Source organism: Pseudomonas sp. NPDC089408, from assembly GCF_044749445.1.
Taxonomy (GTDB): domain Bacteria; phylum Pseudomonadota; class Gammaproteobacteria; order Pseudomonadales; family Pseudomonadaceae; genus Aquipseudomonas.
Genome location: NZ_JBIVHY010000006.1, coordinates 123,085 through 139,520, shown reverse-complemented (window position 1 = coordinate 139,520; position 16,436 = coordinate 123,085). Strand labels below are relative to the sequence as shown.

Genomic DNA, 16,436 nt, shown 5'->3' with positions numbered 1-16,436 from the left:
TTTGTTGCCTGTGCCGGCCTCTTCGCGGCTAAAGCCGCTCCTACAGGGACACCACAGTGCTCGAGATAGTGGTGTCCCTGTAGGAGCGGCTTCAGCCGCGAAGAGGCCGGTACAGGCTCAATCAATCAGTGCCACACCGCCATCAGCGCCTGCATTTCTGCTTCGCTGATCAGCCCTTGGGGGTAGCGTCCGGCAAGCAGACGTCGTGGGTCGGTCGTCCTGACCCTGATGCTTCCATGCTGTTTCAACCACGTCGCCACAAGCCTGAGCGATGGGTGATCTACTGCCGATGGGCGCAAAGCCGACTCACTTGCTGCGTTCATTTCTACACGTACTCCCTGGCCCGTGAGCAGCTAAATCTACGTAAGTAGTGTTACAGATAAGAGAGCCCGGCCTGGCCGAGCTATCTATTTGAAAAACAATACAAAACATATGCCATACCGGGCCGCCGGACGTCGGCCGAAAAAAAAGCCCGTCACAAGACGGGCCTTTTCATTCGTGACGCGATCAGCGCTTGACCGGCGCCGGCTGCTGCTGGGTCAGGCAGTGGATGTTGCCACCACCCAGCAACAGTTCGCGCCCTGGGATCATCACTACCTCGTGGTCGGGGAAGATCTTCGCCAGGATCGCTCTGGCTTCGGCATCTGCCGGGTCGTCGAAGCTTGGCGCGATGATGCCGCCGTTGACGATCAGGAAGTTCACGTAGGAGCCTGCCAAACGCACCGATGGGTCGCGCTCCTGGCTGCCGGCCACCTGGTCGACACCGTCGCACTCTTCGGCAGTGGCAAACAGCGGCCCCGGGATCGGCATCTTGTGCACGATGAATTCACGACCCTTGGCGTCGCGGGTGTTCTTCAACACCTCCATGGCCGCGTGGCAGCGTGCATAGTTGGGGTCGTTGGAATCATCGGTCCAGGCCAGTAACACTTCGCCAGGGCGCACGTAACAGCAGAAGTTGTCGACGTGGCCGTCGGTTTCGTCGTTGTACAGGCCGTCCGGCAACCACACCACGGTATCGACCGCCAACTGGTCACGCAGCACCGCTTCGATCTGCTCGCGGTTCAGGTGCGGGTTACGGTTACGGTTGAGCAGGCATTCCTCGGTGGTGATCACCGTGCCTTCACCGTCCACGTGGATCGAGCCGCCTTCGAGCACGAAACCTTCGGTGTGGTAGCGCTGGCAGCGCTCCATTTCCAGCACCTTGGCAGCCAGTTCCTCGTCGCGGTTCCACGGCGCGTACAGGCCGCCATCGAAGCCGCCCCAGGCATTAAAGCCCCAGTCCACACCGCGCACTTCACCCTGGTCGTTGATGACGAAGGTCGGGCCGGTGTCACGCACCCAGGCGTCGTCGTTGCTGATTTCGACCACGCGAATATTCGGCTGGTCGAGCTGGCGCCGAGCGTTCTCGTATTGGCCAGCAGAAACCGCAACGGTAACCGGCTCAAAGCGGGCAATGGCCTTGGCCAGGGTTACATGAGCAGCCTGCGCCGGCTTGCCGCCCAGGCGCCAGTTGTCCGAGCGCTCCGGCCAGACCATCCACACCTGGGTTTGCGGGGCCCACTCGGCGGGCATGTGGAAACCATCGGCACGGGGCGTGGAATTGAGGGTTTTCATGGGAGACCTCTGTGATGGCCCCGAGCCGGCGTCTGCCAGGGGCGTTGATCAGTTGGATAACAATCCGGTATGACAGTTCTGGAGGGTACGATACCCCATTCAGCCAACTTATAACCGATATATATCGATATAAACAAGCTTAAACATTTTTAATAGATGTAAATACGCAACATAAAGCCGATATCAATCGAATAATGACCTGACTCAGCAGCACTGCGATGATTTTTGCCTACGCTCGTAACGACAGGCTAGGCTGCAGAGACCTGCACATGGAATTTTCAGAGGCGTCCCGATAATGCGCATACTCATCACAGGCGGCGCTGGCTTCATTGGCTCGGCCCTGGTACGTCACCTGATCGCCCACACCGGGCATGAGGTGCTCAACCTCGACAAGCTGACCTACGCCGGTAACCTCGAGTCACTGCACAGTGTTGCCAGCAACAGCCGCTATGAATTCGTCCAGACCGACATTGCCGATACGGACACCGTCAGTGCGGTGCTTGAACGCTTTCAACCCGATGCGATCATGCACCTGGCGGCCGAATCGCATGTGGACCGGTCGATCGACGGCCCGGCAGCCTTTATCCAGACCAACATCGTCGGTACCTATGCCCTGCTGGAGGCGACACGCGCCTGGTGGAGCCAGCTCCCGGACGCCAGGCGTACCGCGTTTCGCTTTCACCATATTTCCACTGACGAGGTGTATGGCGACCTGCATGGCGCCGACGACTTGTTCCGCGAGACTACGCCCTATGCGCCCAGCTCGCCCTATTCGGCCAGCAAGGCGGCTTCGGACCATCTGGTCCGCGCCTGGCATCGCACCTATGGCCTGCCGGTGCTGGTCACCAATTGCTCGAACAACTATGGCCCCTATCACTTCCCCGAAAAGCTGATCCCGCTGGTGATCCTCAATGCCTTGGCAGGCAAACCGCTACCGGTTTACGGCAACGGCCAGCAGGTGCGTGACTGGCTGTTCGTCGAGGACCACGCCCGGGCGTTACTGGAAGTGGCCACCCGAGGCCAGGTCGGCGAGACCTACAATATCGGCGGCCACAACGAACAGAAGAACCTCGATGTGGTGCATGCGATCTGCGCCTTGCTTGAAGAGCTGGCACCGCAACGGCCGGCCGGCGTGGCCCGCTACGCAGACCTGATTACCTACGTGCAGGACCGCCCTGGCCATGATCTGCGCTATGCCATCGACGCCGGCAAGATCGAGCGTGAACTGGGCTGGGTACCGCAGGAAACCTTCGCCAGCGGCCTGCGCAAGACGGTGCAGTGGTACCTGGCCAACCTGGAGTGGTGCCGCCACGTCCAGGATGGCAGTTATCAAGGTGAACGACTGGGCAACAACAACCTCAAGGAGCTTATTGCATGACCAAGGGCATCGTCCTTGCCGGAGGCTCCGGCACCCGTCTGCACCCTATCACCCTCGGTGTGTCCAAACAGTTGCTGCCGATCTACGACAAGCCGATGATCTACTACCCGCTGTCTGTACTGATGCTCGCCGATATCCGTGAAATCCTGCTGATTTCCACCCCGCAGGACCTGCCCCAGTACCGACAGCTGTTCGGCGATGGCAGCCAGTTCGGCGTCCACATCAGCTACGCCGAGCAACCTTCACCAGACGGGCTGGCCCAGGCATTCCTGATTGGTGAGCAATTCATCGGCGACGACTCGGTGTGCCTGATCCTCGGCGACAACATCTTCCACGGTCAGAGCTTCACCGAACAATTGCAACGGGCGGTCAGCCATGCCAGCGGGGCAACGGTATTCGGGTATTGGGTCAAGGACCCGGAACGCTTCGGCGTGGTCGAGTTCGACGAACAGGGCCACGCCCTTTCAATCGAAGAAAAGCCCCTGCAACCCAAGTCCAGCTACGCGGTGACCGGCCTATACTTCTACGACAACGATGTGGTCGAGATTGCCAAGGGCATCCACCCCTCAGCCCGTGGCGAGCTTGAAATCACCGACGTGACCAATGCCTACCTCAAGCGTGGCGACCTGCGCGTGGAACGTTTCGGGCGCGGCTTCGCCTGGCTTGATACCGGCACCCATGAAAGCCTGCTTGATGCCTCGCAGTACGTGCAAACCATCGAAAACCGCCAGGGCCTGAAAGTGGCGTGCCTGGAGGAAATTGCCTTCAACAAGGGCTGGATCACCCGCGACCAGCTATTGGCCAAGGCCGAGAAACTGAAAAAGACCGGCTACGGCCAGTACCTGGGCAAACTGGCCAACGAAACGACATGAACATCATCCCGACCAAGATCCCCGACGTACTGATCATAGAGCCCAAGGTTTTCGGCGACAGCCGCGGCTTTTTTTTCGAAGCGTTCAATGCCCGTGACTTCAAGCAGCACACCGGCGTTGACGCGCACTTTGTCCAGGACAACCACTCACGCTCGGTCAAAGGCGTGCTGCGTGGCCTGCACTACCAGGTGGAAAACACCCAAGGCAAGCTGGTGCGCGTGGTACAGGGCGAGATCCGCGACATCGCCGTGGATGTGCGCAAGCGCTCGCCCACCTTCGGCCAATGGGTAGCGGTAGACCTGTCGGCCGACAACCGCCGCCAGCTGTGGATTCCACCCGGGTTCGCCCATGGCTTTGCCGTCATGAGCGAGTCGGCCGAGTTCTTATACAAGACCACCGATTACTACAACCCGAGTGCAGACCGCTGTATCCGCTGGGATGACCCTGAACTGGCGATCGACTGGCAGCTGGATGCGCCACCGCTGCTGTCCGAAAAAGACAAACTCGGCGTACCGTTCAGCAAGGCTCAAGCGCTGCCATGAAGATTCTCGTCTGCGGCCACAACGGCCAGGTCGCGCAGGCCTTGCAGAAGCACTTGGCAGGCTTGGGCGAGTTGCATGTGCTGGGTCATCAGCAACTGGACCTGGCGGCACCCGAAAGGTTGCGTACAACACTGCGGCAGCTCGCACCCGAGCTGATCATCAACGCGGCCGCCTATACGGCCGTGGACCAGGCAGAGCAAGAGCCGGAGCGGGCCTTTGCCATCAATGCCGATGGCCCTCGCGTGCTCGCCGAAGAAGCGGCAAGGCTCGACGCGCCGTTGATTCACTTTTCTACCGACTATGTCTTCGATGGCGACAAGCCCACGCCCTATACCGAAAACGATGTGCCCAACCCTTTGAGCGTCTACGGCCAAAGCAAGCTGGCCGGGGAGCGGGCAATTGCCGCCGTTGCCGGAAAACACCTAATCCTGCGTACCAGCTGGGTTTACTCGCAATACGGGCGTAACTTTCTGCTGACCATGCAGCGCCTGCTGCAGGAAAAGCCCCAGTTGCGCGTAGTCGACGACCAGATAGGTGCCCCGACCTGGGCCACAACCCTCGCCACCAGCACCCGCACGCTGATCGAGCGCTGGCAGTCCGGTGAGGCGGGGGCATGGGGTACGTATCACCTGACGGCGCAAGGCGCGACTTCCTGGTTCGGCTTCGCCCAGGCGATCGGCGAACATTTGAAGGCCCGGGGCCAGCCCTGCGCCGAGCTGCTTCCTATCCCGTCCAGCGAGTACCCCACGCCTGCCCGCAGGCCGCTCAACTCGAGGCTGGACTGCTCGCGCCTGGCCCATGAGTGGCAAATCAGCCTGCCGCACTGGCAGCAAGCGCTGAGTGATTGCCTCAAGTAGCGCATAATTGCGTCAGACTTTTCTGGCGCACTTACGTGATGATTGCAAAACCCACGCCCCCACGCCGTCCCCGCTGGCGCAGCCTGGCCTTGTTGGCCCTGTGCCTGGCCCCGCTACTGTGGCCGCTGCATCATTTGGCCGAACGCTATTACCAGGAAGAACTGGCCTCGCAGAACCGCCAGACCCTCGACCTGTACGTGGCCAACCTGCTAGGCACCCTGCACCGCTACGAAACCTTGCCGCAGATCCTCGGCGACCTGCCGGCATTGCGCGGCGTGCTGGCTGACCCGTTCCGCCTGGAGGCGGTGACCAACGCCAACCGCCTGCTCAAAGGCATCGTGCAGCAGACCGGTGCCGAGGTGATGTACCTGATGGATGTCAGCGGCAATACCCTGGCGGCCTCCAACTGGGACAAGCACGACAGCTTCGTCGGGCGCAATTTTGCCTTCCGCCCTTACTTCAACGAAGCCATGGCCGGCCACCTGGGCCGCTTTTTCGGCCAAGGCACCACCTCGGCCAAGCGCGGCTACTTTTTTGCCGCCGCTGTACGCGACCGCGAGCGGGTCGTCGGCGTGCTGGTGGTCAAAGTCGACCTCGACCACACCGAAACCCTGTGGGGCCGTACCCCCGAGCAGCTGTTGCTGACCGACCACAATGGCGTGGTTATCCTCACCTCACGGCCCGACTGGCGCTTCCGTGCCACCCGCGTGCTGAGCGAGGCCGAGCGGCAGGCGATCATTGCCATCCAGCCCTACCCGACCCAAGCCCCGCAACCGCTGGTGCTCAACCCGGACGCCTGGATCACCCAGACCCGCGACATCAAGGAAACCGGTTGGCAAGTCAGCATCCTCGCCCCGCGCACCCTGGTCGACCGTTCGGTGCAAACGGTGATGGCCATCGGCGCCGGTACCTTGCTGGTCGTCATGCTGCTGGCCGGGCTGGTAATGCAGCGGCGCCGCCATTACATCGATCGCATCGGCCTTGAAGCCCGCGGCCGCCAGGAGCTGGAAAAGCGCGTGGCGGAACGGACCGCCGACCTCGAAGGCCTCAATACCCGCCTCAAGCGCGCCGTACTCGAACGTGAAAACGCCCAGCAAGAGGCGGTGCGCGCCCAGGACGAACTGGTGCAGGCCGGCAAGCTGTCGGTACTCGGCACCATGTCGGCGAGTATCAGCCACGAGCTCAACCAGCCGCTGGCAGCCATTCGCAGCTACGCGGAAAACGCCGAGATACTGCTCGACCACCAACGCACCGAAGACGCCCGCGGTAACCTCAAGCTGATTGGCGAGCTGACCGGGCGCATGGCCTCGATCATCGCCCACCTGCGCGCCTTTGCCCGCCGCGACCGCCATGCCCCGGAAAGCGTGGCCCTGCAGCCTGCCCTGGACGATGCCCTGGCGCTGCTGGCCAAGCGGCGCCGGGCAATGGCCGTTGAGCTGATCCGCGACCTGCCGGAAGCCACCCTGTGGGTGCAAGCCGGCGAAACCCGCCTGCGCCAGGTGCTGGGCAACCTGCTGGCCAATGCCCTCGACGCCCTCACCGAGAAAGCCAACCCGCGCCGCCTGTGGCTAAGTGCCGAGCGGCGCGATGAGTGCGTCTACCTGTACATCCGCGACAACGGCCCCGGTTTCAGCCGCCAGGCCCTGGAGCACGCCAAGGAGCCGTTCTTCACCACCAAGACCCGCACCCAGGGCCTGGGCCTGGGGTTGGCCATCTGCGAAAGCCTGATGCGCGCGCTGGGCGGTGAGTTGCTGCTGGCCAACCACCCGGAAGGTGGCGCCCTGCTCACCCTGCAGCTACGTGTAGCCGCGCCTGGCGCTACTTTGCCCAATTCGGAGGACCCCTCGGCATGACCACCGAGACACAGATCGACAGCCACGCCCAGGTCATCCTGGTCGATGACGACCCGCACCTGCGCCAGGCCCTGAGCCAGACCCTGGACCTGGCCGGGCTGAAAGTGGTCGCGCTCGCCGATGCCCAAGGCCTGGCCGAACGGATCGAGGCCGACTGGCCCGGCGTGGTGGTCAGCGATATCCGCATGCCCGGCATCGATGGCCTGCAGCTGCTGGCGCAACTGCACGGCCGCGACAGCGAGCTGCCGGTGCTGCTGATCACCGGCCACGGCGATGTCCCGTTGGCCGTGCAAGCGATGCGCGCCGGGGCTTATGACTTTCTTGAAAAACCCTTTGCCACCGACGCCCTGCTCGACAGCGTGCGCCGCGCCCTGTCCCTGCGCCGCCTGGTACTGGACAACCGCAGCCTGCGCCTGGCCCTGAGTGATCGTCAGCAGCTGGCCACGCGCCTGGTCGGCCAGTCACCGTCCATGCAGCGCTTGCGCGAGCAGATCGGCGCCTTGGCCGGTACCCGCGCCGATGTGCTGATTCTGGGTGAAACCGGCGCCGGCAAAGAGGTGGTGGCCCGTGCCCTGCACGACCTGTCCAGCCGCCGCGAGGGGCCGTTCGTGGCGATCAACGCCGGGGCGCTGGCCGAGTCGGTGGTGGAAAGCGAGTTGTTCGGCCATGAGCCTGGCGCGTTCACGGGGGCGCAGAAGCGCCGCATCGGCAAGTTCGAGTTCGCCAACGGTGGCACGCTGTTCCTCGACGAAATCGAGAGCATGAGCCTGGATGTGCAGGTGAAGCTGCTGCGCATGCTGCAGGAGCGGGTGGTCGAACGCCTGGGTGGCAACCAGTTGATCCCGCTCGACATCCGCATCATTGCCGCAACCAAGGAAGACCTGCGCCAGTCTGCCGACCAAGGGCGCTTCCGCGCCGACCTGTATTACCGCCTGAACGTGGCGCCGCTGCGTATTCCGCCGCTGCGCGAGCGTGGCGATGACATTTTGGTGTTGTTCCAGCACTTTGCCGACGCCGCCAGCCAGCGCCACGGCCTGTCACCGCATGTGCTGCAGCCGGCCCAGCGGGCCATGCTGCTGCGCCACGACTGGCCAGGTAACGTACGCGAGCTGCAGAACGCTGCCGAGCGTTTCGCCCTGGGCCTGGAGCTGGCCCTGGACGGCCAGGCGCCGCCAGCACCCGCTGCTGCGGTGCCGATGCTGAGCGGCAACCTGAGCGAACAGGTCGAGCAGTTCGAACGCTCGCTGATCGCCGCCGAACTGGCCCAGCCACACAGTTCCATGCGCAGCCTGGCCGAAGCGCTGGGCATCCCCCGCAAGACCCTGCACGACAAGCTGCGCAAGCACGGCTTGAGCTTCGACGGCGGCAGCGGCGGGCATGACGATCAAGAGGACCACCGTTGATGAGCACCGAAAGCCAATACCTGCAGGCCGTACTGCACAGCGACATCCCCCTGACCCGCGAAATGGGCCTGGAAGTGATCGATTGGCAGCAGCACACCCTGCGCCTGCAATTGCCGCTGGCGGCCAACGTCAACCACAAGTCCACCATGTTTGGCGGCAGCCTGTACTGCGCGGCGGTGCTGGTGGGCTGGGGCTGGTTGCACCTGCGCCTGCGTGACCTGGGGATCGATGACGGGCATATCGTCATTCAGGAAGGGCAGATCAGTTATCCACTGCCGGTTACCGGTACGGCGGTAGCACGCTGTGCGGCGCCGGACGAAAAGGCCTGGGAAAGGTTCCTGAACATGTACCAGCGGCGCGGGCGGGCGCGGTTGACGCTGGAGACCACGGTGAGCAATGCCGGGAGTGATGAGCCGGCGGTCACCTTCAGCGGCCAGTACGTGCTGCACCGCTGATTCCGAAGGCCGTCGCGATCCCTGTAGGAGCGGCCTTGTGTCGCGATCGGGCCGCAAAGCGGCCCCGGCAAATTCGGCGGCGGAGCTAAAACCTTGGGGCCGCGTTGCGGCCCGATCGCGACACAAGGCCGCTCCTACAGGTTCGGGGCAAAGCTGTCAGATCAGCTCAAGGAAGGCCTGGCGCCATGTCGCCTCTGCCGGCAACGCCAGGAAATACGGGTTAAGCAACGACTCGCGCGGCGGATAGCAGAACGGCAACCCGTCCAGCCCGATCACCTCACCACCCGCCCCTTCAACCACACCCTGTGCCGCAGCAGTGTCCCACTGCGAAGTCGGCGCCAGGCGTGGGTAACAATCGGCGCTGCCCTCGGCCAACAGGCAGAACTTCAGCGAGCTACCAATATTGGCCAGCTCCAGTTCACCCACCGCAGCCCCCAACCCGGCCAACAGTGCCTCCTGCTCGGGGCTGGAATGTCGACGGCTGGCCACCACGGTGAAGCGCTCACCTGCCCCCGGCGCGTTGCGCACCTGAATCGGCTGAGCAGCCTCACCCGTCTCGGCCCGCCACGCGCCGAATTCACGGCCACCGAAATAGCATCGCCCGTTGGTCGGCATCGACACCACGCCAAACACCACCTCGCCGTTTTCGATCAAGGCAATGTTGACCGTGAATTCTTCGCTCCCGGCAATGAACTCCTTGGTGCCGTCCAGGGGGTCGACCAGCCACCAGCGGTTCCAGCCCTGGCGCTCGGCCAGGGCTATGTTGCAATCCTCTTCGGACAACACCGGAATCTGCGGCGCCAGCGCCAGCAGGCCATCGGCAATCACCCGGTGCGCCGCCAGGTCGGCAGCGGTTACCGGCGAATCGTCGGCCTTGTTGGTTACCACCACATCGGCACGCCAGAACGGCAGGATCGCTTCGCCTGCGGTCAGCGCCAACTTGACCACTTCGTGCATCAGTTGCAGGTCGTTCATAGTTCCAGCAGCCCCCGCTGAACCAGCAGGTCACGCGCCAGGTACAGCGCTGCCAGGGCGCGACCTTCGGTGAATTGCGGGTGCATGGCCAACGCCGACAGCTCGCGCAGGTTGACTTTGTCGACCCGCATCGGCTCCGGCTCATCGCCTTCCAACTGTTCTTCGTACAGGTCGCTGGCCAGCACCACCTGGATCTTCTGGCTCATGTAGCCCGGCGACAGCGAAAGTTCGGTCAGGTGTTCCAGTTGCCGCGCACCAAACCCGGCTTCTTCCTTCAGCTCGCGGTCAGCAGCGGCCAGCACGTCTTCGCCCGGCTCGATCAGGCCCTTGGGCAATGACAGCTCGTATTCATCGGTACCGCCGCAGTATTCCTCGACCAGCACGGCGTGTTCCGCGTCGAGCATGGCCACGATCATCACCGCGCCATAGCCGTTACCACGCCCCACCAGCCGCTCGTAGGTACGCTCGTTGCCATTGCTGAAGCGCAATTGCACGGCTTCGACGCGAAACAGGCGGCTGCTGGCGACGATTTCGCGGCTGAGGACGGTGGGTTTCTGGCGCATGGGGCGGCTCCTTGGCGTGAACGGGTTACTATACCGTGGCTTGCCGACTGAACGAGAGTTTCCCATGCCTGTTCTTCCTTGGTCTGACATCGATACCGTCCTGCTGGACATGGACGGCACCCTGCTCGACCTGCATTACGACAACCGCTTCTGGCTGGACCACCTGCCCCAGCGCTATGCCGAGCTGCATGGGGTGAGCCGGGCCATGGCGGAAATGGAGCTGCAACCCCTGTTCGAGCGCAATGCCGGCACCCTGAACTGGTATTGCCTGGACTTCTGGAGCCGCGAACTGCGCCTGCCTATCCGCGAGCTGAAACAGGAAATTGCCGACCTGATCGCCTTACGCCCGGATGCCGACACCTTCCTGGCAGCGATTCGCGACGCCGGCAAGCGCGTTGTGATGATCACCAACGCCCACCGGGATTCGCTGTCGCTGAAGCTGGAGCGGGTAGAGCTGGCGCCGTATTTCGAGCGGCTGATCAGCTCGCATGACTATGGCTACCCAAAGGAAAGCCCACAATTCTGGGATGCCTTGCAGGCAGACATCGGTTTTGTGCCGGCGCGCAGCCTGTTCATTGATGACACCCTGGCGATATTGCGCAGTGCGCGACGTTTTGGTGTGGGGCATTTACTGGCGGTGCGCCAGCCGGATAGCCAGGCACAGCCGCGTGATACCGAGGAGTTTGCTGCGGTCGAGGATTACCGGGAGTTATTGGTTGGCCTGTAAGGGCCTCTTCGCGGGTAAACCCGCTCCTACACAACGCATTACCTATGTAGGAGCGGGTTTACCCGCGAAGAGGCCGGTACAGGCTGCAGCGATCAATCAGGAATACGCAGCACCTGCCCCGGGTAAATCTTGTCCGGGTGCGAGAGCATCGGCTTGTTGGCCTCGAAGATCTTGTTGTACTGGTTGGCATTGCCGTACACCACCACGGAGATGGCCGACAGCGTGTCACCCTTCTTCACCGTGACGAACCGGGCCGCCGTCACCACCGGCCCGGTCACAGTGATCTGATCGTCAACGCTGGCCACACCATTGATATTGCCCGCTGCCAGAATGATCTTCTCCTTCTCCTCCTGGCTGGCCACCTCGCCCTTGAGGATGATTTTGTCACCCTCTACAGTGGCGCTGATGTTGGGGTTGCCCAGGCCAACCTTGGCAACGTGCTCTTTGAGCTGCTCCTCTGCTTTGGCATTGCCCGGAGTCAGAAGGTCGATCAACTTCTCGCCGGCTTCTTTCACGAAACTGAACAGGCTCATTGCGTTCTCCTTGTTGACGTAAACCTCGAAGACGGAAGTCTAGGCCAGGATTTCCCTACCTGCCCCCCCTGCGACCAATCGACGCGCTCTATCAAGGCATAGAGCCTAGCGATTAGACGCCGCCTGCCGGCACGCCTAGGCTTGTGCTATTACCAAGCCGCCGAATGAACAGCCTGCCACGATGAACAGCAAACCTCCGGTCTGCGCGGCCTCATCGCCTTTGTCCATGCCCGCCGCCAGCAACACCTACGATTACATCCAGCTCAGCGACAGCACACGCAGCAGCACGCCGCTGGCCGAAGAAGTGGCGCTGGCCATTGTCTACAACGGCCTCAACCAGGCAGTGATGCTGGTCAGCCCCACCGACCTGGAAGACTTCGCCGTCGGCTTCAGCGTCGGCAGCGGTATTGTTGAAGGCACCACGGAAATCTATGACCTCAAGCTGTCCGGCAGCGGCTCGGCGTTGTACGCCGACCTGGAAATTTCCAGCCGGGCGTTCTGGAACCTGAAAAACCAGCGTCGCCAGCTGGCCGGTACCAGTGGCTGCGGCCTGTGTGGGGTCGAAGCGCTGGAGCAGGCTTTGCCAGAGCTGAACGTGCTGCCCGGCGCGCCCCTCCCCCCGGCCCAGTGGCTGGTCGGCCTGCGCGAGCGCATCGATGCCTTCCAGCCGCTGGGCCAGCATTGCGGCGCGGTGCATGCGGCACTGTTCATGGACCGCCATGGCGAGCTGCTGCTGGGCCGTGAAGACATTGGCCGGCACAACGCCCTCGACAAGCTGATCGGCGCCCTGCTGCGCCAAGGCATCGACAGCCAGGGCGGCCTGGCCATCGTCACCAGCCGCTGCAGTTTGGAACTGATCCAGAAGGTGCTGCGTGCCGGCATCCAGACCCTGGTCAGCCTGTCGGCCCCCACCGGCCTCGCCCTGCAGTGGGCGCGCAAGCACAACCTCAACCTCATCCATTTGCCCAAGCACAGCGCACCGCGGGTCTATAGCCCAGCGGCGGAGTCGTAACAGCCGTGACCTCGTACCAGCACCTTCCAGAAAACGCCCCAACCTCCACCCCTCGCTACAAGCCCTACCACGGCCCCGCCGGTGGCTGGGGCGCGCTGCGCAGCGTGGCCAAGGCCTGGGTCGGCAGCGACAACGCGCTGAAAAACATTCGCGCCCTGCTCAAAACCAACCAGAACGGCGGTTTCGACTGCCCCGGCTGCGCCTGGGGCGACTCGCCGGAAAGCGGCATGGTCAAGTTCTGCGAGAACGGCGCCAAGGCCGTGAACTGGGAGGCGACCAAACGCCGTGTCGACGCCGCCTTCTTCGCCCGCTACAGCGTCACTGCGCTGCTGCAGCAAAGCGACTACTGGCTGGAGTATCAGGGGCGCCTGACCGAGCCGATGGCCTACGATGCGGCCAACGACCGCTATCAGCCGATCAGCTGGGACGCTGCCTTCGCCCTGATCGCCCGCGAACTGAACAAGCTGGCCAGCCCTGACCAGGCCGAGTTTTACACCTCGGGGCGGGCCAGCAACGAAGCCGCCTACCTGTACCAGCTGTTCGTGCGCGCCTACGGCACCAACAATTTCCCCGACTGTTCAAACATGTGTCACGAAGCCAGCGGCGTGGCCCTGGGGCAAAGCGTCGGCGTCGGCAAGGGCACCGTCACCTTCGACGATTTCGAGCATGCCGACGCGATTTTTGTCTGGGGCCAGAACCCCGGCACCAACCACCCACGCATGCTCGACCCGCTGCGCGACGCGGTAAAACGTGGCGCCCAGGTGGTATGCATCAACCCGCTCAAGGAACGTGGCCTGGAACGCTTCCAGCACCCACAGAACCCGCTGGAGATGCTGACCAACAGCGACCGGCCGACCAACACTGCATTCTTCCGCCCGGCGTTGGGCGGCGACATGGCGATGCTGCGTGGCATGGCCAAGTTCGTTCTGCAGTGGGAGCGTGAAGCCCAGGCCAACGGCGAACCGGCAATTTTCGACCACGCTTTCATTGCCGAACATGGCCATGGCGTCGACGAATACCTGGCGGTGGTGGATGCCACGCCATGGGAGCACATCCAGACGCAGTCCGGCCTGACCCTGGCCGACATCGAACTGGCCGCGCGCATGTACTGCCGTGGCAAGCGGGTGATCATGTGCTGGGCCATGGGCATCACCCAGCACCGCCATTCGGTGCCGACCATTCAGGAAATCGTCAACCTGCAGATGCTGCGCGGCAACATCGGCGCGCCAGGTGCAGGCCTGTGCCCGGTTCGCGGCCATAGCAACGTGCAGGGTGACCGCACCATGGGCATCAACGAACGCCCGCCCGTGGCGCTGTTGGATGCCATGGAAAAACGCTTCGGTTTCCCCGTGCCACGGCACAATGGCCACAACACCGTCGAGGCGATCCACGCCATGCTCAATGGCCGGGCCAAAGTATTCGTCGGCCTGGGCGGCAACTTCGCCCAGGCCACGCCGGATACCGAGCGTACGGCCAAGGCGCTGCGCAACTGCGAGCTGACCGTGCACATCAGCACCAAGCTCAACCGCAGCCACCTGATCCACGGTAAGCAGGCACTGATCCTGCCGTGCCTGGGCCGCACCGACATCGACCTGCAAGCCGACGGCCCACAGGCGGTCACGGTCGAGGATTCGTTCAGCATGGTTCACGCCTCCAACGGTCAACTGCAGCCACTGTCGACGCAAATGCGCTCGGAGCCTGCGGTAATTGCCGGTATTGCCGCCGCTACATTGGGCAAGACGCCGGTGGATTGGCACTGGCTGGTGGCCGACTACGACCGCATCCGCGACCTGATCGGCGACACCATTGCCGGTTTCAGCGGCTTCAACCAGCGCCTGCAGCACCCGGGTGGTTTCTACCTGGGCAACAGCGCGGCCAGCCGCGAATGGAAGACCAGCACCGGGCGCGCCAATTTCAAGGCCAACCTGTTGCCCGATACGTTGCTCGACGAGCGCGTGCGTGCCAGCGGCCAGTTGCCGGACCTGATCATGCAGTCGATGCGCTCGCACGATCAGTACAACACCACCATTTACGGCCTGGACGACCGCTACCGCGGCGTGCGCGGCCAGCGCGAGGTGCTGTTCGTCAACGAAGCCGACATCATCCGCCTGGGTTTCCAACCGGGGCAGAAGGTCGACATCGTGTCGTTGTGGGGGGATGAGCATGTGCGCCGGGTGCACGGCTTCACGTTGCTGGCGTTCGATATCCCGGCAGGCCAGGCCGCGGCTTACTACCCTGAAGTGAACCCGCTGGTGCCGCTGGAGAGCATCGGTGATGGCAGCCATACACCGACATCCAAATTCATTGCCATCAAGCTGGAGCGGGCGCGGGACGACGGGCGCATCCTGTAGGACATTTGTTGGCCTTTTCGCGGCTAAGCCGCTCACAGGTACACCACAGGCCTGAAGCTAGCGCTGAACCTGTAGGAGCGGCTTTAGCCGCGAAGAGGCCGGCAGCCCCAGCGCAAAATGCAAAAAAGCCCTGTTCCGCAACGGTTCAGGGCTTTGTCATAAAGATCTCAGACAGTCGAATTTCGATAAAGTTTCACAGTAAATACAGTAACTTAGAGAATTGTGTACAACTCGTGTTACTCGTCGGATTTCCGTTGCCAGCCACCTCGCTTAGCCTCAAATTCGCCTCGTCATCCCTATGAGGCTCTCTTGATGAAGAAGTACTCCTCGATTCTGTTGTTGTCTTTCAGCTTGCTCAGCGGCGTTGCCATGGCAGGCGGCACCACCGAGGCCGGCATTGGCGGCGCATTGGGTGGGGTACTGGGCTCCGTGGTGGGCAACTCCATCGGCGGTAGCACCGGCGGCGCCATTGGTGCTGGCCTGGGCGGCGCGGCAGGCGGTGCCCTGGGCGCCGACAAGCGCCAGCGCGGGGAAGCCGCAATCGGCGGCGCGCTGGGCGCTGCGGGCGGTAACGTGGTCGGTCGCTCGGTCGGCGGCACCACAGGTAGCTACATTGGCGCAGCCGCTGGCGGCGGTGCCGGTGGCGCACTGGGTAACTACATGGGCAACAAGGCCGACGATGACGAGCGCCATGACGACCGTCGTTACCGTCGCGGCTACGACGACGACCGTCGCCACTATGACCGCGGTCACCACTATGGCCACCGCAAGCACAAGCGCCACTGGCGCGACTAACGCCTGAGGGCTCTGCCCCGGCAACAAAAGCCCCGCCCCTGCCGGCGGGGTTTTTTATGCCTGTTGCTCCAGCACCAGGCCGGAAAGAATCACCTGCAGCGCCTCTGGCAACACCACAGGCCGCCCGCTGGCGCGTTCAATGAACACTTGCACCACCGTGCCCGCCGCACATGCCTCCGGCTCCCCAGGGCGATACAGCGCCAGGCGATACTCCACCGTACTGCCCGCCAGGCGCGTTACGCCCAGCCCAACTTCCAGCACGTCCGGGAAGCCCGGCAATGCATAGAAGTCTGCCGCCGAGCTGACCACGAAAGCCGCCAGCGCGCCGTCACGCAAGTCCAGCTCGGCCTGCTCAACGAGGAACGCCTGTATCGCGGTTTCGAAGAAGCCATGCACGGTGGCCCCGGCGATATGGCCATTGAGGTCGTTGTCCTGCGGGCGGGTAAGGATCGGGTGAAAGTGGGAGAAGGCAGTGCGCTGAGGGGATTCAGTCATGAGTTATCCAC

General features: G+C 63.1%; 17 protein-coding genes. 11 read left to right on the top strand and 6 right to left on the bottom strand.

Going from position 1 to position 16,436, the window contains the following annotated elements; all coding sequences use genetic code 11:
- Positions 1 to 125: 125 nt before the first annotated feature.
- Both ACIP02_RS12265 and aguA read right to left on the bottom strand, forming a co-directional pair.
- Positions 126 to 323: a hypothetical protein gene (locus ACIP02_RS12265; RefSeq protein WP_400616760.1), complete on the bottom strand. Its 198-nt coding sequence runs from the start codon at positions 321 to 323 to the stop codon at positions 126 to 128.
- Between the two features lie 184 nt (positions 324 to 507).
- A complete protein-coding gene (gene aguA, locus ACIP02_RS12260; RefSeq protein ID WP_400616757.1) occupies positions 508 to 1,614 on the bottom strand; it encodes an agmatine deiminase in 1,107 nt (368 codons plus the stop codon).
- A gap of 295 nt (positions 1,615 to 1,909) precedes the next feature.
- Here aguA and rfbB point away from each other — a divergent pair, with 295 nt between their 5' ends.
- Genes rfbB through ACIP02_RS12225 form a run of 7 tightly spaced genes read left to right on the top strand, consistent with a single transcriptional unit; the run spans position 1,910 to position 8,974 of the window.
- Positions 1,910 to 2,992: a dTDP-glucose 4,6-dehydratase gene (gene rfbB / locus ACIP02_RS12255; RefSeq protein ID WP_400616754.1), complete on the top strand. Its 1,083-nt coding sequence runs from the start codon at positions 1,910 to 1,912 to the stop codon at positions 2,990 to 2,992.
- Complete coding sequence (rfbA, locus tag ACIP02_RS12250) at positions 2,989 to 3,864, top strand: glucose-1-phosphate thymidylyltransferase RfbA (RefSeq protein ID WP_400616751.1); 876 nt, start codon at positions 2,989 to 2,991, stop codon at positions 3,862 to 3,864. Before rfbB ends, rfbA begins: the two co-directional genes overlap by 4 nt.
- Complete coding sequence (gene rfbC / locus ACIP02_RS12245; protein WP_400616748.1) at positions 3,861 to 4,406, top strand: dTDP-4-dehydrorhamnose 3,5-epimerase; 546 nt, start codon at positions 3,861 to 3,863, stop codon at positions 4,404 to 4,406. The genes rfbA and rfbC overlap by 4 nt, the downstream gene beginning before the upstream one ends.
- Positions 4,403 to 5,263: a dTDP-4-dehydrorhamnose reductase gene (gene rfbD, locus ACIP02_RS12240; protein WP_400616745.1), complete on the top strand. Its 861-nt coding sequence runs from the start codon at positions 4,403 to 4,405 to the stop codon at positions 5,261 to 5,263. Before rfbC ends, rfbD begins: the two co-directional genes overlap by 4 nt.
- 38 nt (positions 5,264 to 5,301) lie before the next feature.
- Positions 5,302 to 7,116, top strand: a complete 1,815-nt coding sequence (locus tag ACIP02_RS12235) for an ATP-binding protein (protein ID WP_400616742.1) — start codon at positions 5,302 to 5,304, stop codon at positions 7,114 to 7,116.
- A complete protein-coding gene (locus ACIP02_RS12230) occupies positions 7,113 to 8,519 on the top strand; it encodes a sigma-54-dependent transcriptional regulator (RefSeq protein ID WP_400616739.1) in 1,407 nt (468 codons plus the stop codon). The genes ACIP02_RS12235 and ACIP02_RS12230 overlap by 4 nt, the downstream gene beginning before the upstream one ends.
- On the top strand, positions 8,519 to 8,974 hold the full coding sequence (locus ACIP02_RS12225) for a YiiD C-terminal domain-containing protein (protein ID WP_400616736.1): 456 nt from the start codon (positions 8,519 to 8,521) through the stop codon (positions 8,972 to 8,974). Before ACIP02_RS12230 ends, ACIP02_RS12225 begins: the two co-directional genes overlap by 1 nt.
- Before the next feature lie 156 nt (positions 8,975 to 9,130).
- Here the strand turns inward: ACIP02_RS12225 and cysQ are convergent, their stop codons facing one another.
- Positions 9,131 to 9,949, bottom strand: coding sequence for a 3'(2'),5'-bisphosphate nucleotidase CysQ (gene cysQ, locus ACIP02_RS12220; protein ID WP_400616733.1), 819 nt, complete (start codon positions 9,947 to 9,949; stop codon positions 9,131 to 9,133).
- Positions 9,946 to 10,512: an ADP compounds hydrolase NudE gene (gene nudE, locus ACIP02_RS12215; protein WP_400616730.1), complete on the bottom strand. Its 567-nt coding sequence runs from the start codon at positions 10,510 to 10,512 to the stop codon at positions 9,946 to 9,948. Before nudE ends, cysQ begins: the two co-directional genes overlap by 4 nt.
- A 64-nt stretch (positions 10,513 to 10,576) precedes the next feature.
- On the opposite strand from nudE, the gene yrfG reads away from it, so the two are divergent.
- Entirely contained in the window at positions 10,577 to 11,239 is a 663-nt protein-coding gene (yrfG, locus tag ACIP02_RS12210; protein ID WP_400616727.1) for a GMP/IMP nucleotidase, read from the top strand.
- A 92-nt stretch (positions 11,240 to 11,331) separates the two neighbouring features.
- Here yrfG and lysM read toward each other — a convergent pair whose 3' ends face one another.
- The gene (gene lysM, locus ACIP02_RS12205) at positions 11,332 to 11,772 is read right to left on the bottom strand and encodes a peptidoglycan-binding protein LysM (protein WP_400616724.1); all 441 of its coding nucleotides are present in this window, start codon (positions 11,770 to 11,772) and stop codon (positions 11,332 to 11,334) included.
- 181 nt (positions 11,773 to 11,953) lie between these two features.
- Here lysM and fdhD point away from each other — a divergent pair, with 181 nt between their 5' ends.
- The 3 genes from fdhD to ACIP02_RS12190 all read left to right on the top strand — a co-directional run bounded on the left by fdhD (position 11,954) and on the right by ACIP02_RS12190 (position 15,930).
- Positions 11,954 to 12,784, top strand: a complete 831-nt coding sequence (fdhD, locus tag ACIP02_RS12200) for a formate dehydrogenase accessory sulfurtransferase FdhD (RefSeq protein ID WP_400616721.1) — start codon at positions 11,954 to 11,956, stop codon at positions 12,782 to 12,784.
- A 5-nt stretch (positions 12,785 to 12,789) separates the two neighbouring features.
- Positions 12,790 to 15,135: an FdhF/YdeP family oxidoreductase gene (locus tag ACIP02_RS12195; protein WP_400616718.1), complete on the top strand. Its 2,346-nt coding sequence runs from the start codon at positions 12,790 to 12,792 to the stop codon at positions 15,133 to 15,135.
- Positions 15,136 to 15,447: 312 nt separating this feature from the next.
- Positions 15,448 to 15,930: a glycine zipper domain-containing protein gene (locus tag ACIP02_RS12190; RefSeq protein WP_400616715.1), complete on the top strand. Its 483-nt coding sequence runs from the start codon at positions 15,448 to 15,450 to the stop codon at positions 15,928 to 15,930.
- A gap of 54 nt (positions 15,931 to 15,984) precedes the next feature.
- Here ACIP02_RS12190 and ACIP02_RS12185 read toward each other — a convergent pair whose 3' ends face one another.
- Complete coding sequence (locus ACIP02_RS12185) at positions 15,985 to 16,425, bottom strand: acyl-CoA thioesterase (protein ID WP_400616712.1); 441 nt, start codon at positions 16,423 to 16,425, stop codon at positions 15,985 to 15,987.
- Between the last annotated feature and the right edge of the window lie 11 nt (positions 16,426 to 16,436).

Bases quoted from the DNA above. Each gene is read 5' to 3' on its own strand.
- rfbB (WP_400616754.1), top strand. From the start codon at position 1,910: ATGCGCATACTCATCACAGGCGGCGCTGGCTTCATTGGCTCGGCCCTG.
- ACIP02_RS12185 (WP_400616712.1), bottom strand. From the start codon at position 16,425: ATGACTGAATCCCCTCAGCGCACTGCCTTCTCCCACTTTCACCCGATC.
- yrfG (WP_400616727.1), top strand. From the start codon at position 10,577: ATGCCTGTTCTTCCTTGGTCTGACATCGATACCGTCCTGCTGGACATG.
- ACIP02_RS12225 (WP_400616736.1), top strand. From the start codon at position 8,519: ATGAGCACCGAAAGCCAATACCTGCAGGCCGTACTGCACAGCGACATC.
- aguA (WP_400616757.1), bottom strand. From the start codon at position 1,614: ATGAAAACCCTCAATTCCACGCCCCGTGCCGATGGTTTCCACATGCCC.
- lysM (WP_400616724.1), bottom strand. From the start codon at position 11,772: ATGAGCCTGTTCAGTTTCGTGAAAGAAGCCGGCGAGAAGTTGATCGAC.
- ACIP02_RS12265 (WP_400616760.1), bottom strand. From the start codon at position 323: ATGAACGCAGCAAGTGAGTCGGCTTTGCGCCCATCGGCAGTAGATCAC.
- fdhD (WP_400616721.1), top strand. From the start codon at position 11,954: ATGAACAGCAAACCTCCGGTCTGCGCGGCCTCATCGCCTTTGTCCATG.
- rfbC (WP_400616748.1), top strand. From the start codon at position 3,861: ATGAACATCATCCCGACCAAGATCCCCGACGTACTGATCATAGAGCCC.
- ACIP02_RS12235 (WP_400616742.1), top strand. From the start codon at position 5,302: ATGATTGCAAAACCCACGCCCCCACGCCGTCCCCGCTGGCGCAGCCTG.
- rfbA (WP_400616751.1), top strand. From the start codon at position 2,989: ATGACCAAGGGCATCGTCCTTGCCGGAGGCTCCGGCACCCGTCTGCAC.
- rfbD (WP_400616745.1), top strand. From the start codon at position 4,403: ATGAAGATTCTCGTCTGCGGCCACAACGGCCAGGTCGCGCAGGCCTTG.
- ACIP02_RS12190 (WP_400616715.1), top strand. From the start codon at position 15,448: ATGAAGAAGTACTCCTCGATTCTGTTGTTGTCTTTCAGCTTGCTCAGC.
- ACIP02_RS12230 (WP_400616739.1), top strand. From the start codon at position 7,113: ATGACCACCGAGACACAGATCGACAGCCACGCCCAGGTCATCCTGGTC.
- nudE (WP_400616730.1), bottom strand. From the start codon at position 10,512: ATGCGCCAGAAACCCACCGTCCTCAGCCGCGAAATCGTCGCCAGCAGC.
- cysQ (WP_400616733.1), bottom strand. From the start codon at position 9,949: ATGAACGACCTGCAACTGATGCACGAAGTGGTCAAGTTGGCGCTGACC.